This is a genomic window from bacterium (assembly GCA_030646995.1).
Taxonomy (GTDB): domain Bacteria; phylum Patescibacteriota; class Minisyncoccia; order UBA6257; family WO2-44-18; genus JAUSKF01.
The window spans coordinates 40,439-66,800 of the sequence record JAUSKF010000005.1 but is presented as its reverse complement, the minus strand read 5'-3'; the positions used below and the strand labels follow the sequence as shown (position 1 = coordinate 66,800).

Genomic DNA, 26,362 nt, shown 5'->3' with positions numbered 1-26,362 from the left:
GACTACCAAATTTCGTAAACCACATTCACATTCACAGTGACTTCCTGACTGCCCGGCTCGATTCTTGGCGCCGGAGGCATCCCCATATCACCGCCCATTCCCATGCTTGCCTCTTTGGCGTAGTACATCGGATACGGATATCCTCCGCCGCTCTCACTGAACGTCACCACCTTACCAAGCCTGGTGCCGCCATACTTTGCCATCGCCTCAGCTTTTGCGCGAGCTTTCGCGAAAGCTTCCTCGCGGGCTTCATTCAGGAATTTATCCTGATCATCAATAGAAAAGTCCACTCCGCCGATCTGATTGATTCCTAAGGATGGCAAGCCGCCAAGGAGAACGGCAACTTTAGCTAGGTCACGCACCTTGATGACCACCGATTGGTTTAGGGTATATCCGTCAATAGAATTGACGCGGGTTTTTTCATCCCAGTGATAGTTCGGGGAAAGATTGTAATTGGAAGTTTTGATGTCCTTCGCGTCTATTCCCTGTGCCTTCACGAAATCCAAGGCGTTGTTGATTTTAGTATTGTTGTCCTCCTGAAGTTTTACCGGATCTTTTCCCTGCGAAACTACCGAGAACGACAAAGTCGCCAAATCCGGGGCAACTGTAGTTTTCCCTTCAGCGGACACGTTGATTGTGCGGGCCGGATACAAAGAAGCGCTCTGCTTCCAAATTGATTTACCAATAACCAATAAGAATAAGATTCCTACTATTAACAGGACATTGAGTATCGGCCAGAAGTATACTTTTGATTGTTCGAATTTATTTGGCATACCCGGTGCTACAAATTGAATTGTTTATATTGACTGCGACTTTGTAAATGATTTGTTTTTTATTCTTCATATTTTTATTTAACATCCAGCGGCTAAATCGGAAAATTATCCAACTTGTAGCTACCGGGCATATTTTTTTGCTATTTCTATTATTTTTATAATTTCTTCACTTTTCAGGCTTGCTCCTCCGACAAGGGCGCCTTCTATTTCCGGATGCTTGAGGAAGTCTTCCGCATTCTGACCATTCACGGAGCCACCATAGATACATCGCACATTTGTTATATCCATCTTCGCGGCCACTTCTTTTATTAACTTTACCATTTTCAACATATTCTCCGGCGTATCCGGAGTGCCGGTACCAATCGCCCAAATCGGCTCATAGGCCACGATTATTTCTTCTTTGGTGCCCGAGACTCGGGAAAGTCCGATGCGAACTTCCTGCTCCACTATCTCCGCGGTCTTATTCTTATCTTTCTGCTCACGAGTCTCACCGACGCAGATAATCGGCTTGAGTCCATCTTTCACGGCGGCGCCCACTTTTTTCGCCACCATTTCATCCGTCTCGCCTAGATTCTTACGACGCTCGGAGTGGCCAATTATTACATACTCAACTTCCAACGCTTTCAGCTGCGCTCCCGAAACCTCTCCAGTATATGCGCCCGCATCTTCCCAAAATAAATCTTGGGCGCCCAGTGTGGCTTTTTTTATAATAGCGGCCACGAATTCCAAAAATGGAAACGGCGGGGCGATTACCAAACCCTTCAAATCACTTTCTTTCGCCAACTTCTCGGCATCCACCGGAGAAGAAGGATTTAATTTCCAGTTCGCAATAATTATTTTACTCATTGATTAGATTATAACAAAAATCGCCCATTGGGCGACTTTTGTCTTTACTAGTTGCGGGGGAGGGAGTTGCACCCCCGATCTTCAGGTTATGGGCCTGACGAGATAACTGCTTCTCTACCCCGCGCCCGAATATTACCACAAGGAATTGAATTTATCAAACGGATGTTTTATGCTCCGTGAGTACCTTAACTACAGAGAAACGGGGACCTATGAAGAAAGGGGGCGACAGATGGGACCCACAACACCTATGCAGGTAGAAAAGCTAATTAAGTTGCAATTTCATGAAGCAGCCGGAATAACCGAGGGTGAATTTGAAGAGTGCGCCGGCAAACCGAAAGTTGGAGGAATTCTGGTGATTTCGGAGACCTTCATCAGCCTGACCAAGCAATGTGCCCTTCTTGGGATTGTGAGCAGGTTGGAGATGCGGCAACTCCAAGCACATGAAAATGTAGTCCCCCTTCCCAAAAAATTTATGTATTGGTGCTACGGAATAGACGATGGCCGGGCGATGCGTGGAATTTCTCCAGAAACGGCAATCCAAAAACTCTCTGATTCCCGACGCTTCCCTGCCCACACTGCTTTGGTGCTGGCAATCTTCCGAGAAGATATTCATGTCATCAACGAAAACACCCGGATTGACGTCGGCGGCTCGCGGATTGAAAAAAACTTAATTCCGGCCCTCTTGCTCGGCAATGGAAGCGTCCGGGAACATCACCCGACTCTTTCCTCTTCTGAACTTTCCTCCGCCGGCAAACCGACGTATGGAATGGCTTCATTCGAAAGAGCAGAATAACAAAACACCCCTCCCGGGGTGTTTATTTTTGTGCCGATGGGAGGGATCGAACCTCCGACCTTGGTCTTATGAAAACCCTGCTCTACCACTGAGCTACATCGGCAATACTTGGTAATTTAGCCGTAAATCCCGCTTTTGGCAAGAAATTTAACGAGCCCTTGACTTTGTCATTTTCCTCCTATATAATGTAAGTAACGTTAATTTCTCCTTTGTTTCCGGCCTCCCCATACATTCTTTTACACGAAATTAACCACACCGCTCTCGTGGTGGAACGGCAGACACATACGCTTCAGGTGCGTACGCTCGCAAGGGCATGGAGGTTCGAATCCTCTCGAGAGCACTTTGAGAAAAAATCTCAAAAGTCGAAAAACCCTACATATATAAGCTGTGTTTGGGTAATACAAAAATAAAAAAATATAAACGTCAGTATGATAAAAGTCCCAACAATCAGACCGAGAACTCCGGCCGCGCCAAGCGCCCCAGTTAGTTCCGGTGTCCGTAGCGGAGTCCCGCTGAAAGCCCCAATTCCGGTGGCAGTAAAAGTCGTAGCCCCAAAAACCGAAACGTCAGACACCTTGCGGTTCGTTCCGCTGGGCGGACTCGAAGAAATCGGCCGCAACTGCGCCTTTTTCGAATATAAAAACGAAATCATCGTAATCGATGTCGGTATTCAATTTCCGGAAGAAGAAACCCCGGGAGTAGACTACATTATTCCGAACGTCGCCTACCTTGAGCAAAAAAAACAAAACGTAAAAGGAATTATTTTCACGCACGGCCACTACGACCACATTCACGCCCTTCCCTATCTCTACGACAAGATGGGCAGCCCGACGATTTACACCGCCGGCTTTACGCGCCACTTAATTGAGCGCCGTTTTAGCGAATTCCCGAACGTCTCCAAGCCGAAATTCGTGGTGGTAAAAAATGGCGACAAGATAAAAGTCTCGGAAAATTTCACCGTGGAGTTTTTCGATATTTCCCACACGATTCCGGATGCTCTTGGAATCTGTATTGATACCCCGGCGGGAAAAATGGTCAATTTCGGCGACTTCCGCTTGGACACTACCCAAGACGGAAAGCCGATTAACCTCGAAATCTTTGAAAGATTGGGAACAATGAATATCCACACCGTCTTTCTGGATAGCACCAATTCCATTCGCGAAGGATTTTCTCTGTCGGAAAAAAATATCGAAGAAAATCTGGAAAAACTCTTTGTGGGCGCAAAAGGCAGAATCATCGTAGGCACCTTCGCCTCTTTGATGACTCGCATCGCGGAAATCTTGAAAATTGCCGATCGTTTGGGCCGCAAGGTGGCGCTCAACGGACGCTCAATGAAAGATAACGTCCAAATCGCAATGACTACCGGCTACATCAAAACTCGGAAAGATCAGATTATTACGATTGAAGAAATCGATAAGTACAAAGACAATCAGGTTTTGGTATTAACTACTGGAGCGCAGGGCGAGCCAAACGCCGGATTGATGAAAATCGTAACCGGAGAGCATAAAACTATGCGACTCAAACCAACTGACACGGTTATCTTTTCTTCTTCGGTAGTTCCGGGCAATGAACGGAGCGTTCAAGCCCTGCAAGACAACGTCGCCCGTCAGGTAGATGAAATCTACAACTCTAAACTGCTGGATATTCACGCCAGCGGACACGCTCACTCAGAAGACTTGAAGCTGGTTGTGAAAATGGTCAAACCGAAATTCGTAGTGCCGGTGCACGCCTATTACTTCATGAGAAAACACACTGCCAAATTGGCGCAGTCTGTAGGTATTCCAAAAGCGAATACCATCATGATGGACAATGGTCAGGTAGCTTTGATTACTAAAGACACCTTCGTTGTCAGCAAAGAAGAAGTGCCGGCTTTCTATGTAATGGTAGACGGCTTGGGCGTGGGCGACGTGGAAGAAGTCGTGTTGCGTGATCGCCGCATGCTTTCTCAGGAAGGCATGGTAGTGATTATCACCACCGTCAGCCGCTCCGACGGAAAGATCCTGAAAAACCCCGACATTATTTCCCGTGGCTTTATTCTGTTGAAAGAAAATCAGGAGCTGCTCAACGAAATCCGCCGTAAAATCCGCGGAGTGCTCGAAAGGGTGCCACACAACAAGAGCGTTGAAGCTGATTATCTGAAAACTCTGATACGCGATCAAGTCGGCCAACTTTTGTATACTAGAACCAAGCGTCGGCCAATGATTCTGCCGGTAGTGATCGAGATCTAAAATCACAAAGATCGCAAAAAGCGCCCCGAGGGGCGCTTTTTGTTTTGCAGTCACTTAAAGTATAATTTCTGTATGAGTAAACCAGTCTTGGTGTCGGGAATCCAACCAACAGGCCGATTGCATATCGGTAACTATTTAGGCGCGCTGAAAAATTTCGTTGCCCTGCAAAATTCCGGAAAATACGACTGCTATTTTTTCATTGCTGATTATCATTCACTAACCGAAAACTTCGACCCGCAGCAAAAACAGGAACAAATCCTTAATTTGGCCGCCGATTATCTCGCCGCTGGTCTGGACCCGAAAAAATCCAAAATTTTCGTACAATCCGCCGTGCCGGAATCTGTAGAATTAGCGAAAATCCTAGAAACAGTAACGCCTTTCGGTGAATTGCAGAGAATGACTCAATTCAAAGACAAAGCTTCGACTCAAAAAGAAAATATAAACGTTGGCCTATTCACCTATCCGGTTCTAATGGCGGCGGATATTTTGCTATATGACGCAAAATTCGTTCCGGTCGGTGAAGATCAGCTCCAACATCTAGAACTGGCTCGCACCCTTGCACGAAAATTCAATACTCGTTTTGGAGAAACTTTCCCGGAGCCGCAGGCGGTGATGACAAAGACCGCTCGAGTAATGAGCTTAGATGATCCGTCCAAAAAAATGTCCAAATCCCGGCCGGGAGGCTGCCTTTTCATCGATGACGCTCCGGAAATCATTGAATCGAAAGTCCGCACCGCCGTCACTGATTCCGGCAACGAAATAAAATATGACCCGAAAAATAAGCCGGGCATTTCGAATATGCTGGGGATGATGTCGGCAGTCTCGGGAAAATCCATCGAGGAGTTAGCTGACGGATTTTCCGGAATGAACTATGGGGAATTAAAGCATTCGCTTTCAGATTATCTGATTGAATATTTCGCCCCCTTCCGTAAAAAGAAATTGGCCTTGATAAAAAAACCGGTCAGCCTAAAATCTGCTTTGCGCGCCGGAGCATCCAAAGCAAAAAAATCCGCCGAAAAGAAAATGGCGGAGGTAAAAAAGAAAATCGGCCTTTAGGCCGATTTTTTATTTACTGCTGGAGAAAAGCCATTATGGAAGCAAACGCCCAATACATCAGCGCCAACAACATAACAGCCAGCAGAAGGTAGTAGGCCAGCCACTTGAGTCGGACGCGCACAGACGGCAATGGTTTTTGAGCGCCGTAGAGAAGGGCATCGGCCCTGTTCCGCCAATCGGCAATATCAGTCAACTTCTTCTCATCTTCCAACTGACTCAATTTATTTTTAAATTTCCAGAGCTTATAAATGTTGCTGACGGTAGAAAGATGCAGATAGCCCAGAAACACAGGAAGGGCCCACAATATCTTCGCCGGATTTTCGGCGAAACTCATCATCACAACCATCGCCGCGCCAATCAGCAAAGTAGCTGCTCCTTTGAATAGTAGTCCGTTCTCGTCCTGCCCATAGATAATCAACGCGACCACCAGCCAGAGTGCGGGATTGGCGGGTACGAATATGACAACTGCCAACACCACCAGCAGGCCAAGGTAACGAAACCAACCGCTAATCACCTGGGTAATCCGCCCACCATCCAAAGGACGGAGAGGAACCAAGTTGATAAAGTTTAGCGCCAAAGCGAAGGCGCTCGACCAGAGCAAAAATTCCGGATGAGAGGGCAGTAAAGTCCAGATTAGCATCCCAACCGCAGCAGCAACCGAACCCCAAAAAGGCCCTCCATAACCGACCTCGGCTTCATCCACTGTGGTGAATTTCGTCGGGTCAATCTTAATCAAGGCTCCTATGAAAGGAATGAAAATGGGCGGTGTGGCCATCGCCTTCTTCCGCCAGCAGAGCACCAGATGACCCATTTCATGGATAAACAGAAAAACCGAGAACATCAGCGCAGCCTTCCATTCAAGAAGAGTGGAATAAGCGACAACAAATAACACGAAGGTTCCGGCAGTAATCGCCCATCCTTTCCAATTAAACTTCTTTGGATAGAACGTCTGGGTCACTTCAACTTCGTTTTCCATCCCAACCTCCTCTTCAACGAACTGATAACTTTATAACAAGAAGGTCTATTATTTACAAATAAAAAACACCCGAGAGAGAACCTCTCTCGGGTGTCTGCTTACTCTTCCATCTCCGGCGCCTCTACTTCTTGGCGCAGGGCCGGACGCTGACGATCGCTCCGATGTTGGCCATCGGACGATCACCGGCACAGGTCCCAACCGCAACCCCGAACTCGCCGGAGAATCCGACGAAGACCGGGCACTTCCGCCCGCACTCGTCGGAAACGGAATCGCTGGTGAAAGCAGCGACGTTCTGGAGCATCGGCTCACCCACGATCAACCGGGAAACCGAAGCGACATAGGCGAGCTCCGGAGCGCCAAGACGCTCATGCATCGGATTGTTGAAAATTCGCTCGTCATGGTCCCGCATCGTCCGATAGAGCGAGTTACGGGTGATTTCACGCGAAACCAGGTACCACCTCGCCTGCATCTCACGAATGGCGAAAAACTGGTCGTCGTATGAGAAATCTCCGAGCTTCTGGTCTTTCTGCCTCTTGCAGGCCGCCTGCCTAATCTCGAGCATAGTCACCGGCGCGCCCGCAATCAGCAGATGCGAATTGCGCAGGCTCCAGAGCATGTCCTCTGGATAGTTCACGATCTCCAGACCTCGAACTTCATGAGGCAGGAGACTCAAGCCGAAACGATCGATGATCTGCTTCAGTCCCACGCAATGCGAGCCCATCAGCATCATCGCCTGCCGTACCGAAGTCCATCCACCGGTCTTCTCTGCTTGGTGGATTACCTCCAGCCGAGCCTCTTCGGCGCGAAGGCATTCAAGCTCCATCTCTTGCTCTTCTTGAATTGGCGTTAGCGCCCCTTCAAGAAACTTCCTCGTGTCCACAACAACAGTCTGGATCATGACTCATCTCCTAAAAATGGGGTTTTTGAAAGTGCAATTGACTTCAATAAATATAGCATAAGTGAGCCTATTTGTCAACTACTCCGCCAGACAGTTCCCCGGAAACAGAATAATCCGCTTATTAGCGGATTTTCTTCGCCCTCGACGGTTTATCGTTCGATAGATAACGAACGAACTAAACCGCCTCCGGGATGTTCCGGATAAACTGTCTGCCTTCGTTTTGGGCGGATGGAAAAGGCAGAAACAAAAACCTACCCCTTCCGAACGCCTACCCAAACCGGCCAATTCTCAATTTTCGAGGTTAATTCAGCGTCAAATTTTGCCGCTTTTTTGAATTCAATAGATTTGGCTTTCACGTCAGACTTCAATTGAGCAGAGCGCTTTTCCACTACCGCCATCAGCTCCGCCGGCAGTTCCAAACTGACGATAACGATATCTTTCGGCTGGTAATTAGCATCGCCACGCAAGCCCTGAATCATTCTGGCGAGGTCGCGCATAATTCCCTCTTCACGTAACTCGGGAGTGATGTTGGTATCCAATTCCACTTCTCCGCCTCCGCCAGAAAGGGCGGATGGCGGATTTAATTTTGGATTGCAAACAACTTCTTTCACATTCACCTCATCAGCTAGGATAGCCAACAATTCCTTATCCGAATTTTTTAACTTTTCGCTTTTAACGTTTAACTTATTTAACGGCTGGCGCACCTTGATACCCGCCTTTTCTCTTTCCGCTAGCGCCAAACTCGCCAGATGCCGCACCTCGGCCATACTCTCAAGCAACTTACGACTTACGACTGACAACTTCTGACTTTTTGGCCAGTCAACCAAATGAACGCTGTTCGTTTGTCGTTTGTCGTTTGTTGTTAGTGATTGCCAAAGCGCCTCTCCGAAAAACGGCGCAAATGGGGCCATTAGCTTTGCCAAAGTTTCCAAAACCATTTTTAAAGTTTTTCCCGACACATTTTTACGGGACCGGCGGATATACCACCTTGAAAGATCGTCCACGAAGGCTTCAATTACTTTAGCGGCATCTCCGATGGCATATTTATCCAAATGGGCAGTCGCGATTTCGGCAGTTTCGTGCAAGCGGGAAGTTATCCACTGATCCAAAACTACATTTGGCTTCGATTTATCTTTCCCATAGGTGCTATAGAAGACGAAGGAGTTATAGGCGAGCATAAAAATCTTCCGCAGGGTCTTTCCGAGATCCAACTCATCAAAACGCTTCGGTTCGCCGGGAGGATTCACTGTGTAAAAATACCAACGTACCACATCTGACCCATATTTCTGAATTATTTGCCACGGATCCACCACATTACCTTTGGACTTGGACATTTTCTGCCCATTCTTATCCAACAACAAACCAAGACAAATTACATTTTTATACGACAAGCCCTTGCCAAGCAAAGTAGAGACCGCGAGTAGGGTATAGAACCAGCCGCGGGTCTGGTCAATGCCTTCGGCGATGTAGTCGGCCGGAAACTGCTCGCCCTTATCGAGTAGTTTTTTATTTTCAAAAGGATAGTGCCATTGAGCGAAAGGCATAGCACCGGAATCAAACCAAACATCCGCCACATCTTTGATGCGCTGCATCTTTCCACCGCACTCCTCGCACTTCAAAAAGACTTCATCGATAAAGGGGCGATGCACATCCAACTCCCCGTTGCGATCGAAGGGCCAATTTTTCAATTCCACCTCTTTATACTCCCCAACTAACGGATAATAACCATCAACGATTTGCTGATTAGTCCACCCTTGGGCGGCGCCATACATCGCCCAGAGCGGATGCCCGTGGCTCACGATCAAGATATTTTTGCCGTCATACTTAGAATTGATATCCCGCAGAGCTTCCAGCATCCGCTTTTTCGCATCAGTTAAATTTTCTCCACCGGGAGGAGTTTTGGTAAACTCTTCCAATTTATTTTGGAAAAAACCGAAAAATTCTTCGGTCGTGCGGCCACTGAAAATTCCGGTATTCAATTCCGTTAGGCGTTCATCGGTGATTATCTTCGCTCCGGTGTGCTTAGCGATTATTTTCGCGGTCTGCTGGGTGCGGGAATACGGCGAAGCGAAGATTAGCTCTATTTTTTTCTTAGCCAAAGCTTTGCCGAGCTTCTCGGCCTGTTCTAACCCCTTCTTAGTCAGCTTGGAAGCAGTCTTCCATTTTCCTCCGGTCGCAACAATATTGGTCACATTGTGATCGGATTCGCAGTGCCGAGCCATAAAGAAATTATTTTTCGTATAGGGATTTTTATCGAGATCCTCTAAAGAGCCGATCACTCGCCGGTGCTCTTCATTTTTAGCGCATTCCCAAATCGGAATCGGCGTACCCCAATAACGATTGCGGGAAATGGACCAATCTTTGAGATCTTTCAACCAGCCGCCAAACCGCCCTTCTTGAATATGATCAGGAGTCCAATTTATCTTTTTATTCGCTTCCAGAAATTCTTTTTTCAGCTTGCTGGTTTCAAAAAACCAAGAAAAGCGCGCGAAATAAATAAGCGGAGTCGAACATCTCCAACAAAATGGATATTCATGCTCGATCTCGCCATGCGAGTAAAGCAGTCCGCGCTTTTGAAGATCGGCGATTATATCAGCATCGGCCTGCTTAATAAATCTTCCGGCTCCGGGCAAACCTTTATTCATTAAGCCGCGGTCATCAATTGTGACCGGCACCGCATCTTTCCCTGCGACCCGTAAATCGTCCTCTCCAAAAGCCGGAGCTATATGCACTAGACCGGTTCCCTCTTCAGTTGAAACGAAATCTGCCGCGATCACTTTGTGATTGTCTGTCGTTAGTTGTTGGTCGCCTGTTAATTTGTACAGCGGTTCATATCTCAATCCAACCAATTTCTTACCGGAAATTTTTTCCACTACTTCCACCTGCGGCTGCTTCCCGTTCTCATCCGCCATTGGAGAAGGTGGGGGGCTATATGACCAGACGAATTCATCGCCTACTTTGTATTTTGTATAAGTAAGCTTGGAATTGACTGCCACTGCGACGTTGGCCGGCAGAGTCCAAGGAGTCGTAGTCCAGACCAACAAAGATTCGTTTTTCTTTATTTTAAACTTCACGTAAACCGAAGGGTCTTTCGTGAGCTTATAAGCGCCGGGCTGGCCTAGTTCGTGGCTGGAAAGAGGGGTCTGACACCGCGGGCACCACGGCACAATTTTGTAGAGTTTTTTTAAATATCCTTTTTTAGCGATTGAGGAAAAAACCCACCAGAGGCTTTCTATATATGAATTGTCGTAGGTGGTATACGGATGCTCAAAATCCAACCAAAATCCTATCCGCTCGGTCAGCTTTTCCCACTCAGATTTATAAGTCCAAACGGAGGTTTTCGCTTGAGAGTTAAATTCAGCGATTCCGAACTTCTCAATCTCACTTTTATTTTTAATCCCCAGTTTTTTCTCAACTTCCAACTCGACCGGCAGCCCGTGAGTATCCCAGCCGGCCCGGCGACCCACAAAAAACCCCTGCATCGTTTTATAGCGACAAACTATATCTTTAAAAGCGCGGGCAAGTACGTGATGGAGGCCCGGTCGGCCGTTAGCAGTTGGGGGACCCTCAAAAAACCGGAAGGGCTTAGCGCCTTCGCGGTTTTTTAGAGATTTTTCAAAAATTTTCTTTTCTTTCCAGAATTTAAGGACTTTCTCCTCGATTTCCGGAAGTTTAAATTCTTTTAGTCCTTCGAGCATACTGTGTCCCACACATAGCTTTATGTGTGCAGGTTACCTACATAATATATAGAAATTCGGTTGACATTACCACCCGTAAACATCTAAGATGTGGTCAGTTGTTTTATAGGAAGAGGCCCCGTGAAAAAAATTCTGGCAGTTATTACCTTCTTCTTTTTGATCAGTCAGACTTACGCTGAAGAGCCCAGCCTACCGGACAGGCAGGCACCGGAAAAGGAAGAATCCTCTATTTTCGAACTAAGCGGCGAAGTTCGAGTAAAGCAATTCCTGATTAATGATGAGCCTGATCAGATCAAGCTGGACTACCGCGGCAACGATGATCATGCGGATGAAGAGATTGGATTGGTCGCCAATGCGGCAGTCTGCAAGTATTTTCACATCAAGGCTTACCCATATTTCTGGGTTTCGAGGGAAAATCAAATCTCCCGAGTCGGACTGGACGCGGAAGCGAAGATAAGCGCTTTCTTTCTGGGAGATGAGTTGAATGAACGCTTCAGGATTGGCTATGGCCATCACAGCTGGCACAACGCCGACGCGAAATTCAAAGGCGTCGGAGGGAAGTCTAAAGACTGGCTGTTCGCGGAGATCGACTTCCTAAAACTTAAAGGGCCGGGATTTCTCCGAGGAGATGAGTGGCAGTTGAAGTTTCAGCTGAAACCGAAGCTCTTCGTGAACAACCGCGAGCCATCAGCAATCAAAGAGTTGTACAGCCGAGAAGAGAGTTGTGCTTTCGCCGCCCTGGAACTTCCGATTGATTTTACCTATGATAATCGGGCTGAACTCCACCTCAAACCGTTCTGGATGTTTTCCGAAGGCTCGGACAGATACGGAATCACAGCCGAGTTGGATGTAAAGATTTACAAAGGCATTTGGGTATTCGCCGACGCCGGCTATACTAGAGCCGGCACGTCTGACCGAAAAGAACTTGGCCTCGGTCTGATGCTACGATTCAAATAGAATAGCCAAAAGCCAATAGGGTATAGTGGGCAATGAAAACAAAAATCCCCCAAGAAATCGGGGGTTTTTATTTATAATGAGCCAGCTTGACCTTAACTCGTCGAATGGGTCGAGCTATTTCAATTCTTTTGGTAGCTTCAGGCAAAAAAACAAGTACTTCCAAAATCTCAAATCCTTCTGTAAAAAACACAATTCAACCAAACTGATCATCAACGCCGCCAACCAAATCGGCCCCATTAGTCCGACTATCCAATGCCGGATTTCATCTCGGCCAGCTTGCCCATAATTAGAAGCTTTCATTTCTGCGCGGCGAAGCTGATCTCGGTACTTACCCTTATCAAGTCCGTAGGCCAGAAAACCGAAAAGGCCCCACACAAGAATCACCATCAGAAAAATCATTGGAGACTCCTCAAAAGTTCTGTTAACAAATTACTACATCTTCGCCGGAATGGAAACTCCGAGTAAGCCTAAAGTATTTTCCAAAACTATTCGCGTTGCCTTCACTAAAGCCAGGCGCGCGCGCATCAATCCTCTATCGGCAACCAGCACATGCTCTTTTTCATAAAAATTATTCAGCGCCCGGGCGACTTCCAAAGAATATCGCGCCAAGCGGCTGACCTGATAATCTTTGGCGGTCTGCAAAACCAAGTCCGGAAATTTCGCCAGCTCTTTCATTAGATTCATTTCACTCTCCGCTTTCAATAAAGATAAATTGTCTCCCTTCGATATACTGAATACTTTATACAAAATACTTAATACTCGGTGCGCAATACTGACTTTCCCTAAAATACTCGCGCACCGGACTGCCGCATATTGCGCATAGTAAACCGGATTTTTCTGTGACCGTTCTTTGGCAAGCGTCATATCAAAATCCATATGCGTTTCCGGATTGTGCATCAAGAAAAAGAATCGGGCAGCATCTTTCCCTACCTCCGCCAGCAATTCGTCTAGGGTAATAAACTCGCCCGAGCGCTTAGACATCTTCACTTCTTTGCCATCTTCAATAAGCCTCACCAACTGGGCGAGAATTACTTTTAAATTTTTCGGGTCCACTCCCAAAGCCGCCACACCCGATTTTAAGCGAGCCACATATCCATGATGATCGGCGCCCCAAATCACAATCGCCTCCTCAAATTTCCGGCGGATGAATTTATCATAGTGATAAGCCAAGTCAGCTAGAAAATAAGTCGGCTGGCCGTCGGACTTCACTAGCACGCGGTCTTTTTGCTCTTCCTCGGTGCCACCCTTCAACCATTTGGCTCCATCATGTTCTAAAACCAATCCGCCCTTCTCCAAAAACTCCAAAGTCTTTTTCAATTCTCCTTTCTGGTGCAGATTTTCATATTCCGAGAACCAATGATCAAAATTTATTCCGGCTTGTTTAACAGATTGTTTAACACCCTGAAGCAAAACGTTTGCCGCTAAACGCCCAAGATCGGCAGAATTGATTCCTTTTTGCACTTCCTTATCCAAATCTTTCGCCAGATCTTTCACGTAGGCCCCCTTATAGTGGTTTTCCGCCGGCTCAACTTTCCCGGCGATCGCCAAAATGCTTTCGCCAAGCAAACGCACCTGATTGCCGGCGTCGTTCACATAATATTCTTTTTCCACGCTGTATCCCGATTTTTCCAGCACATTAGCGAGCGCGTCACCTAAAAATCCACCGCGGCCGTTCGCCATCGTGAGCGGGCCGGTCGGGTTAGCGGAAATAAATTCCAGCTGAACTCGCTTACCGCCGCCCATCTTTGAATCTCCATAGCTTTTCCCTTGGCTTAAAATATTTTTCAACTCTAAGCGGAAAGCTTCGGGCGATATCCAAAAATTTATAAACTTTCCCGTGGCAGAAACTTTGGAAAATAACCCACGACCAACGACTAACAACTTTTCAACCAAAACCGCTGGGTCTTCTTTGACCATAAAAGCCACGTTGGTCGCATAATGACCGAATTCCGGCTTTTCGGAAGGCGTTACGTTAAACTTCGGGCCTTCGCCGACTATTCCTTTTATAAGCTTGTAGATTTGCTCAATCATATCTCTCTATTCCTTATTACTTATTCTTATCATAGTATAATCAAAAAATGGCGCAGGCGTTAGCGGAAAACAAAAAAGCCTTCTTCAATTACGAGATTCTCGAGACTTTTGAGGCTGGAATTGAGCTTCTGGGTTTTGAGGTGAAATCGATAAAAGCCGGCCACGCTAATCTGGTGGGAGTTTTTGCGACCATCCGCGGAGGAGAAATCTGGCTGACGAATGCCGACATCCCTCCTTATCAATCCGCCAACACCCCCGAGGGCTACAACCACACCCGCCCGCGCCGCTTATTGCTGAATAAGAAAGAGATCCTTTATCTTATTACCAAGATGCAGTCCGAACGGCTGACTCTTCTGCCGCTGAAAATGTATACGAAAAAAAATCTGGTAAAAGTTGAACTGGGCCTCGCCCGCGGCAAGAAGCAATACGAAAAACGGGAAACAATAAAGAAACGCGAAGTCGGCCGAGAAATGCGGAGAGCGAAGAACTAAATAAACTAAAACCGCCCCCGACGATGGGGGCGGTTGCCTGCTCACCAATATTAACCTAGATACCTTTCCGGATCTTGGCCGAAAGTCCTTTCTTCCTGGATTACTCCATCATGACGATGGATTTTAACCTGTGAAGGTCGGAGATTCTTTGCCAAAGACAACGCGTATGCTACAGCCGCAACTTTGTCTGCATTAATATGCAAATAGGTTAGGCCGTTAGCGTACTTCACTCCCCAACGGATGGTTAAACCACCTCTGTGGGGAACTACGTGAATTATGGTCCGCATATAAACTAAGAGGAATTACTTATAACGAAGACGACTGTGGAGAAGGATCACCTTGACCCTCTCAACCATTCAGGGCTATTCTTGAAGAGTAAAAATATAAGCAGGCATTCAATCCAAGTGCCCCCTCGCCGGGGCATTTGTCGTTCTTCGAACTTCATAATCCCTCGCCACTTTATTAATTCATCAGGCAGTCGATCGCCGCCAGCGCTACCCGACTTCGTGGCGAGTCGGCAGGAGACTGTTCTCAAGATTAATTTTCGGCTATTAGGTTATCTTTGTCAACTCTATCAACGTTTAATAAAGTGTTGATTATATGTTGATAACTTTTGACGATATGATATACTAACTTCATGCATGAAACTCAGGAAAAGCTATTAAAATTTATACAAGAAAAGGATCTTTCTGGTTTTACCCTCCGAGGCATCGGGGATTTGATTGGCGAGAAGTCAGCACAAAAGATCAAACATCACCTCTCTCAGTTGGCCAAGAAAGGTTTTATCTCATATGACTCACACAGCCGATCAATTCGCATTTCGCCAAGCGTATCTAAAGAGGGTGACTTGGTTTCTTTGCCGATAGTCGGATCGGCCAACTGCGGTCCGGCAACAATTTTTGCCGATCCCAACGTAGTCGGTTATTTAAGGGTTTCTAAAAAGTTTATCCCAATAGGAAGCCGTTTGTTTGTTTTGCAGGCAAATGGGGTCTCTATGAATAAAGCGAAAGTAGGCCGATTTAAAAAGAATATAGAAGATGGGGATTTCGTTGTCGTTGACGGAAGCAGTGCAAACCCTAACTCAGGAGAATATGTTGTATCAGTCATTGATGGAATGGCTAATATAAAAAAGTTTTTAGTAGACAAACTAAACAAGAGGATAGTTCTAGAGTCAGAATCAACTCAGCAATTTTTCCCGATATTTATTCATGAGGACGATGACTATCAAATCAGCGGAATGGTCATAGATGTAATTAAGAAGGCGCGGGATTGATATAATGAACTCATAGTAATATATGAAAAAACAAATCAGAACAATCGACTTATTTGCTGGATGCGGGGGGCTCTCTCTAGGCTTTAAACAGGCTGGGTTTACTTTAGTTGGAGCAGTGGATAATTGGGAGCCCGCCGTAGCAACTTATCGGAAGAATTTTACCGACCATGAAATTTTCGACCTAGATTTGGCAAACGTTCCTAAAAGTGTAGGTGCGTTAAAAGAGATGAAGCCAGATTTAATAGTTGGTGGACCACCCTGCCAAGATTTTTCGCATGCCGGGAAAAGGGATGAGGACGGGGGGAGAGCTGGCCTTTCCGTGTCCTATGCGAAAATTATTGCTGGAATAAAACCAAAATGGTTTCTAATGGAGAACGTAGATCAAATTACCAAATCAGGAAAACTTGTAGAGGCGCGTGCTATTTTTAAAAAGGCCGGATACGGTTTAACCGAAAAGATTCTTGACGCAAGTTTCTGCGGAGTACCACAAAAACGCAAAAGATTTTTTATGATTGGGGCGCTTAATGCCAAAGATGGCTTCGCTTTGCCGATCATAGAAGCGAGAATGAGCGAGCAATCAATGACGATGCGGGAGTATTTTGGCAATGAACTAGGTATTGAGTATTATTATCGCCATCCAAGAAATTATAATCGTCGTGCGGTTTTCAGTATCGATGAGCCGAGCCCCACGATAAGGGGCGTAAATCGGCCCGTGGCAAAAGGATACCCGGGGCATTCTCTTGATTACGTAAAAGATCTAAGTAAAGTTCGTCCTCTTACGACACACGAAAGAGCAAGAGTTCAAACCTTTCCAAAAAAGTTTGTATTTGAAGGATCGAGAACAGAAGTTGAGCAGCAAATCGGCAATGCAGTTCCTGTAAATTTAGCAAGATTTATCGCTGGGGTACTGAAAGAGTTTATTCAAAATGGCACGCCCGAAGCTGCATCAGCTACCCCTATTAATAAAAGGAAGATTGCGGTTTTCGCCTAGTCCGTCTATGAAAATAGGTCGACGGCGTTCTGCACAATGCCATCGAATCGTCGTTCGGGACTTAGAAGTCTTTCTCCGCCACCAAGAATAATGTTTTTAATTTCAGATCTTGTAATGCGCGGTTTCATTATCTCTGGGGATCGCATATATTCTCTTGTTCTGAGACCGCCAATAGCAAATGCTTTGTCATTCTTCGTTCCGTAAGTGTAAGAGTCTATGATAAATTGGTGGTCAATCTTTCCTTTAATGGAAAATTGATGGAGCATTTTCGCCAACCACACTATCGTTCGCTCTGGCCTAGTTATCGATCCATTGTCCGATGTCTGATTTATAAATAATCTTGTTAGTGCAAAATTACTCCAAACAAATATATCTAGGCAGTTTTCCGTGAGAGCCACCGACTTCCCCTTGGTTTTCCAAATGGGTTGTATCATGAGCGGTGATTCTAAGTCTGGATTTTCTAACAAGATTTTATCTATCCCCTTGATTAGTCTCGGTATCAAGGGCTCCACTTTGGCTTCTTTGGTCCAATCAATTTTTTGATCACATACAGACCGGAGGGCCTTTGCAAATATGTCTTTCTTATTTCGCGCGGCATGAGCCATGCTTAGGGCAAGATAAACGATTGTGTCAGGCCTTACAACTAGTTCGCTACCGTAATCTTCTTCGCCAAAAGACGAGGTTTGGTCATCCGGGAGGGCCGTTAGCTTTACCTCGAGTGGTTTTAGCGCGGCAAGCTGCCCGCTGGATCCTCTTTTTATAACCAAATCCACTCTCGGCAGCCATTGCTCTACTAAGTCTCTATATGGCTCATACTCTGACTCAAAGGAAAAAAATATTTCCGGCGACGCAGGATCAATTCCGAATAGTTGCTTAACCGAAATGGAATCGTGATATATAGAAAAATCCTTATCCAGCTTAATATACGGAAGGGTCAAATTTTTGGCCGCCATGTAGCTCGCTAAGGCCGCCGGAAAAGTATTATTGAATTGGTTCTTGCCCCAAGAGGCCTCGTTAGTGAAGTCTTTGTTTGAGTTTACAATCCCGTAAAGCCCCGGTTTATCGTTGTGATCTAACATATTTTTTAAGGATTTTCATATCAGTTCTCCTATGAAGAACAATAGAACGATTTATTTCTAGAGTCAATTTATGGGTGAGAGCAGGGGCATTCGCTCCGCTCAGCCTTGAACATCTTCGCCGCACCCCGACCCCCGCTTCGGACACCTTCTGGTTTCCGAATCCTTCCAACACGGGGTGCGGCTGTTCAACTCTCAGAAAAAGTAAAACCGCCCAAGAAGGGCGGTCTACTTTTTGTGGAGATGGTGAGAGTTGAACTCACATCTAAAAATTTTCTTCAGCAACTTCTACAAGTTTAGATCTAATAAATTAGAACGACGAGACCATTAATTTTCGTAAATCGGAACCGGCCTCAAGTCCGATTTCTTATCCTCGAATATAACACCGGCATTGGCCCTACGAGACATTAAGCCGCCGATGAGCTAACGCAGTTAAGCGTAGGCTAAAGCTAAATTTTGATTAGCAGTTAAGTTTTGAACCAGTTTTACGAGATGGTTCAGCTCGACTTGCAATTGAAGAAGAAAGATTTCTATCGAAGCCCGTCATCCCCTAAGATAGCCAATAGCGACTAGGGTTTAGCCACTAGGCAAAAGAATAATAGCACCAAAAAACTCTATTGTCAAAATTCTTACCGGGGATTTTTTGTTTCTGATAATATAACTACATGAGTTCAAAAGTTCCAGAAAAAGAAATTACAGAAAGCTTCGCGCGCTCCGGCGGGCCGGGCGGGCAGAACGTAAACAAAGTAGAAACAAAAGTAGAGGTGCGCTGGCGGCCTCAAAGCTCGGCGGCTTTTACTGATGAAGAAAAATCTCGTATTCAAAAAGTATTAAAAAATAAAATCAGCCAAGATGGTGAGTTGATTGTGGTCGCCCAGAAAAAACGCTCGCAAGAGCAAAACCGCTCACTCGCGATGGAAAAATTGCAGGAGCTAGTCGCCGCAGCTCTAATCATCAAGAAAAAACGCAAACCCACCAAACCAACGAAGAGTTCCAAAGAAAGGCGCCTCACCTCCAAACGAAAAACCAGCGAGAAGCGCCAAAACCGGAGAGTAAAATATTCTGAATAATTACTAGCTTCGCCGCACATCAAGGTAATCCTACGCTACGCCCGGTGCCAAAATATTTTGGCACCGGGCTGCGCTCAGGATTGCTGTTGCACGCAAAATTTTCTGCTTCTGCGAATTGAAAATTTTGAGCAACAGGTAAAAAAATCCGGGCTATTTGAGCCCGGTTTTAAATTTCTTCCAGCACTCGCCAGGGAACGATATTTTCTTCTTCAAGTACCAATCGGGGCTTTCCGTTAACGGACTTCCCCCGATAAATCGTAACCGAAGCGTTGTCGACTACTCCGTGATTATCCAATTTATAACGATGCAACACTTCCTCTGCGGTTAGGCCATCGTTCACTTTCTGGAAAAGATTAAACCAATTGCCATGCACGATAGCCAAAACCTTTTCATCGTCATGCTCCAAGAAAAGCGACTGACGGAAGCTATGGATTCGCATTTCGATATCTGGCCAGTTTTCCCCGCCAATCGGGCGATACTGATAGAGGTCTTCCTGCTCTCTTCGTTCAACCTCTCCTGGGTAAAGTTGGCAAACTTTCTCTTTATTCATCCGATGCCAGATGCCTCGCTGAGCTTCCGCTAACCGGGAATCTTCGATCGCCTTAGCATTAGGCATGGCAATCGCCAAAGTCTGGCGCGCTCGAAGATAGTGAGAGGAAAAACAAGCGTCAAACTCGCAAAATCTCTTTTTCAGATACAACCCGGTAATTTCTGCCTGCTGGCACCCTAACTCCGTAAGCTCGTATTCATGAGCCGGCTCCGGCAAATCCGCTCGCTGTTCTACTGTAAGTAAATTCCCGGTAGATTGCGCATGCCGCACCAATACCAACTTCCTAGGCCAACCCATTACCTTACCCTCTCAAACAACTCCCGCCATGATAAAACGGTATTCTTATTTTCGCAAGAAAAAAATGAGGGCGCGTTGCTTTAAGGAACATCTCGGAGGCGGTTGGGCTTGGCTCGTTCGTTGTCTGTTTTACGAACGAACAACCACCGAGAGAGAAGAAAACCCCGCCGTTGGAGCGGGGTTATTCTGTGTCCGAGAAGCAATGCGCCCGAGACTATTGCCTAATAACCGTTTTTCTGCTATATTTCTACCTATCCAAAGTTCACGCATAAACAACCAAATAAAAGCTTCTGAGTTGATGGTAATCGACGAGGAGGGAAAGCCGTTGGGCAAAATGAAGACGACCGACGCCCTAAAGCTCTCTCTTGAGAAGAAACTCGACCTCATTGAGATTGCCCCCAATGCCAAGCCTCCGGTAGCCCGGATAATGAGCTATGATAAGTTCCGCTACCAGCAGGAAAAGAAGCTCAAGAAGCAAAAAGCTCAACAGAAATCCCAAGAGCTGAAGCAGGTGCAGATTAGCCCAAAAGAGGCGCCACACGATTTGGAAATGAAGGCAGGCCGCGTGAATAAATTCATGGAAGAAGGTCATCAGGTAGAGATTGTGATGGTGCTTCGCGGCAGAGAAAAGGCCAACAAGGATTTTGCCCGAGAAAAACTGGCCGGCTTCGTGAAAATGATCGAACCTGAACATAAAGTGATTACTTCGGCGAAAGATGGAGGACGAGGAATCTATATGCAAGTAGCAAAAAAATAAACAAAAATATGAGACATAGCGTACGAGAAAGAATTAAAGTCACCGGAACCGGAAAGCTTATAAAGCGCCGGATGGGTCTTAACCATTTCAAAGCGAAAAAGAGCTCCAGACAGCTACGCCGCAAAACCGACAGCCAAGTCAGCTCGGTTGACTTAAAGATGTTTAAGAAATACCTTTAACTAACAACTAATTACTAAGAACTAACTACTAACAATATGACAAGAGTTAAGCGCGGTACAATTGCCCACAAAAAAAGAAAAGCCCTTCTTAAATACACTAAGGGGTTTATGTGGGGCCGAAAAGCTAAAGAAGCGGCGGCTAAAGAAGCTCTTCTACATGCTTGGACGCACGCCTTCCAAGGCCGCAAACAAAAGAAGCGCGATTTCCGCACTCTTTGGAATGTAAAAATCGGCGCCGCTTCCCGCCCGCTGGGAATTAAATACAGCCAGCTGATCGCCGCTCTGAAAAAGGCCAACGTGAAACTTGATAGAAAGATTATGGCTGATCTTGCCGAAAACGAACCGAAGATCTTTGCGCAAATCATAGAGAAGGTAAAATAACTCGGCTAGCTCGCTATAAATAGAAAAAAGACCGCCATTAGGCGGTTTTTTTGTTTATGGATATAACCGTGTTTCTGTCTTAAGATCTTCTACGTGATCTATCATCATCTTACTCACCGAAGTACCAAAAGCCTTATCCTTATTAAAGACCAAAGCTTTTTCTACTTCGCTCATATTGAATCCTTCGACCAAGACCAGCGCAGTCTCTCCTTCAAGACCTGCAACCAAGTACTTGTCGGGAAAAAGAGAAGCGTCATCGGGCGTCAAACCGGACAATATCACATCCCCCAGATCCATCCGATGCAGGGGCTTGGTGAACACTATACGAATGATCACTGGAACCCCCTTCCTAAGGACTAATGAAATTATAGCTTATTTCTTATGCTCTGGCGGCTTAATAACTGAAGCTGCGGGTAAGGTACTGTTCGCTTTAGCGTGGGATAATTGGTTTTTCTTTAAAAAATCGTAAGCAGTGGTAAGAATTTTAATGTTATCCGGATAACGAGCCATCACTTTTTTTGCTTCACTGAAAGTGAACCACGCATATCCCTCATGCTCAAACGACACGGTCACGTTGGGTTGGCGAGTCTCCGCCAGATATAAAATAACAATCTTGAGTATTTTCTCTTTCCCCCTGCTTAAGAAGAACCGTTCATAAGCTTTGAAGTTTTCCACGAATTTCAACTCGGTCGCTTTCAAGCCGGTCTCTTCCCGCACTTCCCGCAAAGCCGCCTGCCAACTCCGCTCGGAGGCCTCCAGCTTTCCCTTGGCAAAATTCCAATAATTCCGGCCGTGATAAAGCAACAAAAATTTGTACCCCTCGCCGGTTTTCCGGAAAATAATTATCCCAGCCGAAATAATCTTTTTTGAGTTATCCCTACTTGGGGTCGTTGGCTTGTGATCCATTGTTTAATTTTACATCAGCCGCCTTCTTTTTTCGATGGCTCCAATAAACCCACCCGATTACAACTATGAGGAAAGCGACTACCACTACCCACTGATAGCCCGCCACAAAATCCGCCACGTGCTTCCATTGGTAGCCCAAGAAATGCCCAAGTGTTACATAACCTCCTGTCCAGATAATCGCCGACAGTACGACCATCGGCAAAAATGTCCGATAAGAAATATTCAGGATACCGGCAGCGGCAGAAACGTAGCCGCGGCCATAAGGCAACATCCTACCGATAAATATCGCCCATTTATCATGTTTCTCTATTTTCGCTTTTATTTTGTCGAGATAATGATTGATGGGAAGCCATTTGGGGATTCTCTCCATAATCTTCTTCTCAAAAAAGTAAAAGATGAAATAAAGAATGCTGGTGCCAATCACATCGGCCGCTACTGTTATCCAGAACATCGCCCAAAAATCTAATTCGCCAATAGTAGTCAGGGCTCCGGCGAAAATTAAAATTAACTCATTCGGAACGGTCGGAATTCCCAGCTCTTGGATAAAGACCAATAAAAAAACGGCTAGGTAGCCATATTCAGTTACAAAACCAAAAAATCCGCTAACGGGTTCCATGATGCTTCTCCGGGAAAATTCTTTCTTGATGACCTTGAGGCAAGAGATGACGCCGAACCAGCAAAATCATAAAAGATGAAAGTATTGCGGTAAGACCGGAGGCCAGGAATACAAACTGGAAACTGAATGTATCTACCAAATACCCACCAAGCGCTGCCGCAGCCGCCGTAGCCATTCCTACAGAAAAAACGCTTTCCAAACTCCACTCAAAACTGATTCTCCATTTATCGACGTGGCGGGTGAAAATTGAATACCAAGCCGGCACCAGCCAAGCCATCAAGAATCCATACACACCCTGAATAAGATACAGATGCCACGGCTCGGTCGCGAAAATATAAGCTATCGGTATAAAGCCTGTAAAAAAATATCCCGCCCACATCGCCCAAAAATCATCCCGCTCACCGTCGGTGCGATCCAAGAATCTGGCTACTGGTAGCTGAAAAATGGATTTCACTACCCAAAACGATGCAGTAGCGAATCCAGCCACACTCGCCGATCCACCGGCAATCTGCCCGGTAATGAAGATAGCGAATACGGGAGCAAACGAGGCAAAGGCCGCGTTGTAAAAGAAATCGGCAATAACGAAAATTTTTACTACAGGATTTATATTCTTGAACATAACTTTATAGCCTTTAACTTTTAACTATTTCAAATCTTTCGGATTTGAAATCTATCTTTATATTATCTCCTTTTTTAACCTCTCCTTTCAATATCTTCTCCGATAAGACTCCCTTTAATTTCTCGGAGATCACCCCCCTCAACGGGCGGGCTCCAAAAACCGGATCATAGCCCAATCGAGCAATTTCCGAAATTACTGCCGAATCAAACGATAAATCGATACCCTGATTCTCTCTCAAGGTGGCGGCTAGGTCTCCTAATTGAATCACGGTGATTGCCGCAATGTCTTCCGGTGAGAGCGGTTTGAAAACAACAATGCCTGAAAAGCGGTTGAGCAACTCCGGCTTAAAGTGCTCCGTCAGTTTCTTTTTCAATTGTTCCGAGATTTCTTTTACTGCCACCCCCGCTTCAATCTGCGTCTTTATAAATTCCGAATTGGCATTGCTGGTGGCAATAATAATCGTATTTTGAAAATCCATAGTGCGGCCTACGCTATCAGTTAAACGACCATCATCAAAAACCTGCAAGAACAAATTTAAAATATCAGGGTGCGCCTTCTCAAACTCATCCAAAAGAATCAAAGAGTACGGCTTTTCCGCAATGGCTCCGGTCAAAACTCCGGAAACGCCACCGTCAGCGGAACCAATCAACCGGGAAATGCTGGATTTTTCCTGATATTCAGACATATCCAGACGTATCATCTCTTCTTTTGAGCCAAATTGAACTTTAGCTAAAATTTTCGAAAGTTCGGTCTTGCCCACACCAGTCGGGCCAACGAACAAAAAGGTGGCAATCGGGCCTCCTTTTCGGCTCAACCCGCTACGATACTCCCGCAATGAGCGCGCCACCGCCCCCACTGCTTCTACCTGATCCACCATCCGCTCATGAATAAGCTCTTCCAAATTCAACAACTGCTCCGCTTCCGCCTTGCCCGCTTTGTGGATCGGCACGTTCACCTTCTTTTCTGCCACTGCCACCACATCCTCTGCCGTAAGAATTTTCTTCTTTTTACTCACCGAATCGGCCAATGATTCTTTCAATAAATCTTCGGCGCTCGCAGGAAGCATTTTATCCCGGAAATATTGATGCGCCAGCTTAGTCGCTTCCTTCAAGGCGGAAAAGCTGATTACTGTTTTAAATTCTCGCTCCAAAATCAAGCTTTCATAAACCAGAAACTGCACGGCCTCAGCCTCGCTTATTTCCTGAACTTTAATATTTTCGAAACCGCTGACCAAATCACTACTCGCTTCCAAATATTGCTTGAACTCCCGAGGAGAGGTTGCGCCAATCACCGAAAAGGCGTCGCCTTTTATGGCGGGGAGTAAAATATCTGCCGCATTCATTTTGCCCTGCCCGGAAGTACGTGCCAGATTATGCATATCAGGAATATATAAAATAATGTTTCCCGCCAGCACAATTTCATTAATTATCCGATTCACTCGGTTCTGTAATTCTTCATCGGCCGCTCCGGAAACCAGACTTCCAATCTCTAACTCCACCAGCCGCTTATCAAAAAGCGGCGCCGGAACCCTGTCTTTAATCATCTCAAATGCTAAATGCGCCACCAAAGTGGATTTTCCGGAGCCCGCCTCACCTATCAACAAAGCATTTGGCCGACCGGGGCGCGCCAGCACGTCCACTAAGCGATCGTATTCGTTAGCATGGCCAATCAGGAACCCAACCTGCTCGGAACGGGCTAAGTCGGTGAGATCTCTGGAAAATTGGTCCAAAAATGGGGTAGGTCGGGCAGTCCAAGCGCGGTTCATTATCCGATGACGGGAGCGATGCGGACGGCTCATAAGACCAACTAAGCTAGCGGGCATTCTGGTCAACCCAGAAAACGAAGAGCGGAACCGGCTGGCCAGTAAAGCGCTCTCCAAATCACCCTTGTCCACATCAAAGAATTGAAATATCTTATCAAGATCCGGATCGCCTAAATTATCTAATGCGGCAAAAAAATCTTTCGGCTCTATCTCGGCGCTGGAGGTCTGCATCGCCTCATCAAAAGCCTTCCCGACCAAAATCCCGATCTTTCCCAAAATCACGTCCTTGGTTTCTTTAATATTTCCGGAGGCGGACGCAATCTTTTCAATTTGAGATTCCAAATCAACAACAGCTATATCCATCCGCAGTAAACCCTCCGCAATCTCTTTACGGGAGGCGAGCTTCTTCAGCAAATAGAGATAAACATTGCCTCCGGCAAAAATGGACCGATCAGCGGCCCATTCTATCGCGGCATAGGAAGACGGCGGGATATAGCGAGCCGCATTGATTCGCCCTACGGGTAAGCGGGTCAAAAATCTCTCGGCATGATTGAAGGTGCGAAAACGATCGAGTAGAAACAAAGTCAGTAATGCTCCGGCGGCTTTTAATTCCGGCACATCTTCCGACAGAAACAAAGCTGCTGCCACTATCAGAACGGCATTACCGGCGTAAACACAGACTCGAACGAACAACCGGCCGGCCAAAGTCATCTTCAGCCTCGGCTCATCAAAATATATTTCTACTTCACGGTTTCTCATTAAATTAAAGAAAGTCCTTTAGCTGCTATGTATATTGGCAAACCCGCCCAGGCCAGATAAATTACCATGGCAACTGCGACAATTATCAAATAAACCAAGCCACCCATAAACAAGCGGGTAATCCGGAAAATAAAACCGAGAACATATCCGATGACGCTATAGTCCTGATAGAGAGGCCGGAAAATATATTTGAAGGTAACCCAAAGAGCTAGGGTCTGGTCCAGATTCTCCAAGACTGCCAAAGTCCGGTGGGTGATTGTTAAAAAACCACCGACATACCAGTGCCTTAGAAATTCGTATATCCGATATAAAAATTGATGAGCGAGATAAACAAGCGAAAAAGACATTACTTATAGTATAAGTCTTTTCTGAATACAAA

At 46.0% G+C, this 26,362-nt stretch carries 27 protein-coding genes, 3 tRNA genes and 1 other RNA gene; 12 read left to right on the top strand and 19 right to left on the bottom strand.

The genetic code is table 11. The annotated features are described in order from the left end of the window. Nucleotides 1-2: 2 nt before the first annotated feature. The 3 genes from Q7S83_02890 to Q7S83_02880 all read right to left on the bottom strand — a co-directional run bounded on the left by Q7S83_02890 (nt 3) and on the right by Q7S83_02880 (nt 1,743). Entirely contained in the window at nt 3-773 is a 771-nt protein-coding gene (locus Q7S83_02890) for an SIMPL domain-containing protein (GenBank protein MDO8467062.1), read from the bottom strand. A 120-nt stretch (nt 774-893) separates the two neighbouring features. Beyond that, entirely contained in the window at nt 894-1,619 is a 726-nt protein-coding gene (gene tpiA / locus Q7S83_02885; protein ID MDO8467061.1) for a triose-phosphate isomerase, read from the bottom strand. A 51-nt stretch (nt 1,620-1,670) separates the two neighbouring features. Continuing rightward, nucleotides 1,671-1,743, bottom strand: a tRNA-Met gene (locus Q7S83_02880). 105 nt (nt 1,744-1,848) lie between these two features. Here Q7S83_02880 and Q7S83_02875 point away from each other — a divergent pair. Beyond that, the gene (locus Q7S83_02875; protein MDO8467060.1) at nt 1,849-2,412 is read left to right on the top strand and encodes a DUF5701 family protein; all 564 of its coding nucleotides are present in this window, start codon (nt 1,849-1,851) and stop codon (nt 2,410-2,412) included. A gap of 31 nt (nt 2,413-2,443) precedes the next feature. On the opposite strand, the gene Q7S83_02870 is transcribed toward Q7S83_02875, so the two are convergent. Next, nucleotides 2,444-2,515: transfer RNA gene (locus tag Q7S83_02870), tRNA-Met, on the bottom strand. Between the two features lie 154 nt (nt 2,516-2,669). Here Q7S83_02870 and Q7S83_02865 point away from each other — a divergent pair. The 3 genes from Q7S83_02865 to trpS all read left to right on the top strand — a co-directional run bounded on the left by Q7S83_02865 (nt 2,670) and on the right by trpS (nt 5,696). Further along, nucleotides 2,670-2,752: transfer RNA gene (locus Q7S83_02865), tRNA-Leu, on the top strand. A gap of 88 nt (nt 2,753-2,840) precedes the next feature. Beyond that, the gene (locus Q7S83_02860; GenBank protein ID MDO8467059.1) at nt 2,841-4,640 is read left to right on the top strand and encodes a ribonuclease J; all 1,800 of its coding nucleotides are present in this window, start codon (nt 2,841-2,843) and stop codon (nt 4,638-4,640) included. Nucleotides 4,641-4,712: 72 nt separating this feature from the next. Further along, the gene (gene trpS / locus Q7S83_02855; protein MDO8467058.1) at nt 4,713-5,696 is read left to right on the top strand and encodes a tryptophan--tRNA ligase; all 984 of its coding nucleotides are present in this window, start codon (nt 4,713-4,715) and stop codon (nt 5,694-5,696) included. Between the two features lie 13 nt (nt 5,697-5,709). Here trpS and Q7S83_02850 read toward each other — a convergent pair whose 3' ends face one another. The 3 genes from Q7S83_02850 to Q7S83_02840 all read right to left on the bottom strand — a co-directional run bounded on the left by Q7S83_02850 (nt 5,710) and on the right by Q7S83_02840 (nt 11,268). Continuing rightward, the gene (locus Q7S83_02850) at nt 5,710-6,672 is read right to left on the bottom strand and encodes a hypothetical protein (protein ID MDO8467057.1); all 963 of its coding nucleotides are present in this window, start codon (nt 6,670-6,672) and stop codon (nt 5,710-5,712) included. A 121-nt stretch (nt 6,673-6,793) separates the two neighbouring features. Then, nucleotides 6,794-7,570, bottom strand: a complete 777-nt coding sequence (locus Q7S83_02845; GenBank protein MDO8467056.1) for a hypothetical protein — start codon at nt 7,568-7,570, stop codon at nt 6,794-6,796. Between the two features lie 251 nt (nt 7,571-7,821). Next, nucleotides 7,822-11,268, bottom strand: coding sequence for a class I tRNA ligase family protein (locus Q7S83_02840; GenBank protein MDO8467055.1), 3,447 nt, complete (start codon nt 11,266-11,268; stop codon nt 7,822-7,824). Nucleotides 11,269-11,388: 120 nt separating this feature from the next. Here Q7S83_02840 and Q7S83_02835 point away from each other — a divergent pair, with 120 nt between their 5' ends. Next, on the top strand, nt 11,389-12,225 hold the full coding sequence (locus Q7S83_02835; GenBank protein ID MDO8467054.1) for a hypothetical protein: 837 nt from the start codon (nt 11,389-11,391) through the stop codon (nt 12,223-12,225). Nucleotides 12,226-12,339: 114 nt separating this feature from the next. Here the strand turns inward: Q7S83_02835 and Q7S83_02830 are convergent, their stop codons facing one another. Both Q7S83_02830 and argS read right to left on the bottom strand, forming a co-directional pair. After that, nucleotides 12,340-12,624, bottom strand: coding sequence for a hypothetical protein (locus Q7S83_02830; GenBank protein ID MDO8467053.1), 285 nt, complete (start codon nt 12,622-12,624; stop codon nt 12,340-12,342). A gap of 33 nt (nt 12,625-12,657) precedes the next feature. After that, nucleotides 12,658-14,256 (bottom strand): arginine--tRNA ligase, encoded by a 1,599-nt coding sequence (argS, locus tag Q7S83_02825; protein ID MDO8467052.1) that lies wholly within the window; start codon nt 14,254-14,256, stop codon nt 12,658-12,660. A gap of 47 nt (nt 14,257-14,303) precedes the next feature. On the opposite strand from argS, the gene smpB reads away from it, so the two are divergent. Then, on the top strand, nt 14,304-14,747 hold the full coding sequence (smpB, locus tag Q7S83_02820) for an SsrA-binding protein SmpB (GenBank protein ID MDO8467051.1): 444 nt from the start codon (nt 14,304-14,306) through the stop codon (nt 14,745-14,747). Between the two features lie 50 nt (nt 14,748-14,797). Here smpB and Q7S83_02815 read toward each other — a convergent pair whose 3' ends face one another. Beyond that, nucleotides 14,798-15,034 carry a DUF2188 domain-containing protein gene (locus Q7S83_02815; GenBank protein MDO8467050.1) on the bottom strand — a complete coding sequence of 79 codons (237 nt, stop codon included), beginning with the start codon at nt 15,032-15,034 and terminating at the stop codon, nt 14,798-14,800. Between the two features lie 350 nt (nt 15,035-15,384). On the opposite strand from Q7S83_02815, the gene Q7S83_02810 reads away from it, so the two are divergent. Next, entirely contained in the window at nt 15,385-16,020 is a 636-nt protein-coding gene (locus tag Q7S83_02810; protein ID MDO8467049.1) for a S24 family peptidase, read from the top strand. 22 nt (nt 16,021-16,042) lie between these two features. Then, nucleotides 16,043-17,011, top strand: coding sequence for a DNA cytosine methyltransferase (locus Q7S83_02805; protein MDO8467048.1), 969 nt, complete (start codon nt 16,043-16,045; stop codon nt 17,009-17,011). 5 nt (nt 17,012-17,016) lie between these two features. Here the strand turns inward: Q7S83_02805 and Q7S83_02800 are convergent, their stop codons facing one another. Continuing rightward, a complete protein-coding gene (locus tag Q7S83_02800; protein ID MDO8467047.1) occupies nt 17,017-18,090 on the bottom strand; it encodes a HindVP family restriction endonuclease in 1,074 nt (357 codons plus the stop codon). 232 nt (nt 18,091-18,322) lie between these two features. After that, nucleotides 18,323-18,638: a transfer-messenger RNA gene (ssrA, locus tag Q7S83_02795) on the bottom strand. Nucleotides 18,639-18,752: 114 nt separating this feature from the next. Here ssrA and arfB point away from each other — a divergent pair. Beyond that, complete coding sequence (gene arfB, locus Q7S83_02790; protein ID MDO8467046.1) at nt 18,753-19,157, top strand: alternative ribosome rescue aminoacyl-tRNA hydrolase ArfB; 405 nt, start codon at nt 18,753-18,755, stop codon at nt 19,155-19,157. A 166-nt stretch (nt 19,158-19,323) separates the two neighbouring features. Here arfB and Q7S83_02785 read toward each other — a convergent pair whose 3' ends face one another. After that, nucleotides 19,324-20,004: a histidine phosphatase family protein gene (locus Q7S83_02785; GenBank protein MDO8467045.1), complete on the bottom strand. Its 681-nt coding sequence runs from the start codon at nt 20,002-20,004 to the stop codon at nt 19,324-19,326. A gap of 28 nt (nt 20,005-20,032) precedes the next feature. Between Q7S83_02785 and infC the strand changes: the two genes are divergently transcribed. The 3 genes from infC to rplT are packed head-to-tail and all read left to right on the top strand — an operon-like array spanning nt 20,033 to nt 21,321. Then, entirely contained in the window at nt 20,033-20,761 is a 729-nt protein-coding gene (gene infC, locus Q7S83_02780; protein ID MDO8467044.1) for a translation initiation factor IF-3, read from the top strand. Nucleotides 20,762-20,769: 8 nt separating this feature from the next. After that, entirely contained in the window at nt 20,770-20,940 is a 171-nt protein-coding gene (locus tag Q7S83_02775) for a 50S ribosomal protein L35 (GenBank protein MDO8467043.1), read from the top strand. A gap of 36 nt (nt 20,941-20,976) precedes the next feature. Further along, the gene (rplT, locus tag Q7S83_02770; protein ID MDO8467042.1) at nt 20,977-21,321 is read left to right on the top strand and encodes a 50S ribosomal protein L20; all 345 of its coding nucleotides are present in this window, start codon (nt 20,977-20,979) and stop codon (nt 21,319-21,321) included. A 54-nt stretch (nt 21,322-21,375) separates the two neighbouring features. Here the strand turns inward: rplT and Q7S83_02765 are convergent, their stop codons facing one another. Genes Q7S83_02765 through Q7S83_02740 form a run of 6 tightly spaced genes read right to left on the bottom strand, consistent with a single transcriptional unit; the run spans nt 21,376 to nt 26,330 of the window. Beyond that, nucleotides 21,376-21,657, bottom strand: coding sequence for a hypothetical protein (locus Q7S83_02765; GenBank protein MDO8467041.1), 282 nt, complete (start codon nt 21,655-21,657; stop codon nt 21,376-21,378). A gap of 36 nt (nt 21,658-21,693) precedes the next feature. Next, on the bottom strand, nt 21,694-22,227 hold the full coding sequence (locus Q7S83_02760) for an NUDIX domain-containing protein (GenBank protein MDO8467040.1): 534 nt from the start codon (nt 22,225-22,227) through the stop codon (nt 21,694-21,696). Continuing rightward, the gene (locus Q7S83_02755) at nt 22,199-22,843 is read right to left on the bottom strand and encodes a DedA family protein (protein ID MDO8467039.1); all 645 of its coding nucleotides are present in this window, start codon (nt 22,841-22,843) and stop codon (nt 22,199-22,201) included. The genes Q7S83_02760 and Q7S83_02755 overlap by 29 nt, the downstream gene beginning before the upstream one ends. Next, entirely contained in the window at nt 22,830-23,462 is a 633-nt protein-coding gene (locus Q7S83_02750; GenBank protein MDO8467038.1) for an MFS transporter, read from the bottom strand. Before Q7S83_02750 ends, Q7S83_02755 begins: the two co-directional genes overlap by 14 nt. A gap of 13 nt (nt 23,463-23,475) precedes the next feature. Next, a complete protein-coding gene (locus Q7S83_02745; GenBank protein MDO8467037.1) occupies nt 23,476-25,983 on the bottom strand; it encodes an ATP-dependent Clp protease ATP-binding subunit in 2,508 nt (835 codons plus the stop codon). Further along, nucleotides 25,983-26,330, bottom strand: coding sequence for a hypothetical protein (locus tag Q7S83_02740; GenBank protein ID MDO8467036.1), 348 nt, complete (start codon nt 26,328-26,330; stop codon nt 25,983-25,985). The genes Q7S83_02745 and Q7S83_02740 overlap by 1 nt, the downstream gene beginning before the upstream one ends. Between the last annotated feature and the right edge of the window lie 32 nt (nt 26,331-26,362).

Excerpts from the sequence above, each read along its gene's own strand:
- Q7S83_02890 (MDO8467062.1), bottom strand. The coding sequence starts at position 773 with ATGCCAAATAAATTCGAACAATCAAAAGTATACTTCTGGCCGATACTC.
- tpiA (MDO8467061.1), bottom strand. The coding sequence starts at position 1,619 with ATGAGTAAAATAATTATTGCGAACTGGAAATTAAATCCTTCTTCTCCG.
- Q7S83_02875 (MDO8467060.1), top strand. The coding sequence starts at position 1,849 with ATGGGACCCACAACACCTATGCAGGTAGAAAAGCTAATTAAGTTGCAA.
- Q7S83_02860 (MDO8467059.1), top strand. The coding sequence starts at position 2,841 with ATGATAAAAGTCCCAACAATCAGACCGAGAACTCCGGCCGCGCCAAGC.
- trpS (MDO8467058.1), top strand. The coding sequence starts at position 4,713 with ATGAGTAAACCAGTCTTGGTGTCGGGAATCCAACCAACAGGCCGATTG.
- Q7S83_02850 (MDO8467057.1), bottom strand. The coding sequence starts at position 6,672 with ATGGAAAACGAAGTTGAAGTGACCCAGACGTTCTATCCAAAGAAGTTT.
- Q7S83_02845 (MDO8467056.1), bottom strand. The coding sequence starts at position 7,570 with ATGATCCAGACTGTTGTTGTGGACACGAGGAAGTTTCTTGAAGGGGCG.
- Q7S83_02840 (MDO8467055.1), bottom strand. The coding sequence starts at position 11,268 with ATGCTCGAAGGACTAAAAGAATTTAAACTTCCGGAAATCGAGGAGAAA.
- Q7S83_02830 (MDO8467053.1), bottom strand. The coding sequence starts at position 12,624 with ATGATTTTTCTGATGGTGATTCTTGTGTGGGGCCTTTTCGGTTTTCTG.
- argS (MDO8467052.1), bottom strand. The coding sequence starts at position 14,256 with ATGATTGAGCAAATCTACAAGCTTATAAAAGGAATAGTCGGCGAAGGC.
- smpB (MDO8467051.1), top strand. The coding sequence starts at position 14,304 with ATGGCGCAGGCGTTAGCGGAAAACAAAAAAGCCTTCTTCAATTACGAG.
- Q7S83_02815 (MDO8467050.1), bottom strand. The coding sequence starts at position 15,034 with ATGCGGACCATAATTCACGTAGTTCCCCACAGAGGTGGTTTAACCATC.
- Q7S83_02810 (MDO8467049.1), top strand. The coding sequence starts at position 15,385 with ATGCATGAAACTCAGGAAAAGCTATTAAAATTTATACAAGAAAAGGAT.
- Q7S83_02805 (MDO8467048.1), top strand. The coding sequence starts at position 16,043 with ATGAAAAAACAAATCAGAACAATCGACTTATTTGCTGGATGCGGGGGG.
- Q7S83_02800 (MDO8467047.1), bottom strand. The coding sequence starts at position 18,090 with ATGTTAGATCACAACGATAAACCGGGGCTTTACGGGATTGTAAACTCA.
- arfB (MDO8467046.1), top strand. The coding sequence starts at position 18,753 with ATGAGTTCAAAAGTTCCAGAAAAAGAAATTACAGAAAGCTTCGCGCGC.
- Q7S83_02785 (MDO8467045.1), bottom strand. The coding sequence starts at position 20,004 with ATGGGTTGGCCTAGGAAGTTGGTATTGGTGCGGCATGCGCAATCTACC.
- infC (MDO8467044.1), top strand. The coding sequence starts at position 20,033 with ATGATAAAACGGTATTCTTATTTTCGCAAGAAAAAAATGAGGGCGCGT.
- Q7S83_02775 (MDO8467043.1), top strand. The coding sequence starts at position 20,770 with ATGAGACATAGCGTACGAGAAAGAATTAAAGTCACCGGAACCGGAAAG.
- rplT (MDO8467042.1), top strand. The coding sequence starts at position 20,977 with ATGACAAGAGTTAAGCGCGGTACAATTGCCCACAAAAAAAGAAAAGCC.
- Q7S83_02760 (MDO8467040.1), bottom strand. The coding sequence starts at position 22,227 with ATGGATCACAAGCCAACGACCCCAAGTAGGGATAACTCAAAAAAGATT.
- Q7S83_02755 (MDO8467039.1), bottom strand. The coding sequence starts at position 22,843 with ATGGAACCCGTTAGCGGATTTTTTGGTTTTGTAACTGAATATGGCTAC.
- Q7S83_02750 (MDO8467038.1), bottom strand. The coding sequence starts at position 23,462 with ATGTTCAAGAATATAAATCCTGTAGTAAAAATTTTCGTTATTGCCGAT.
- Q7S83_02745 (MDO8467037.1), bottom strand. The coding sequence starts at position 25,983 with ATGAGAAACCGTGAAGTAGAAATATATTTTGATGAGCCGAGGCTGAAG.
- Q7S83_02740 (MDO8467036.1), bottom strand. The coding sequence starts at position 26,330 with ATGTCTTTTTCGCTTGTTTATCTCGCTCATCAATTTTTATATCGGATA.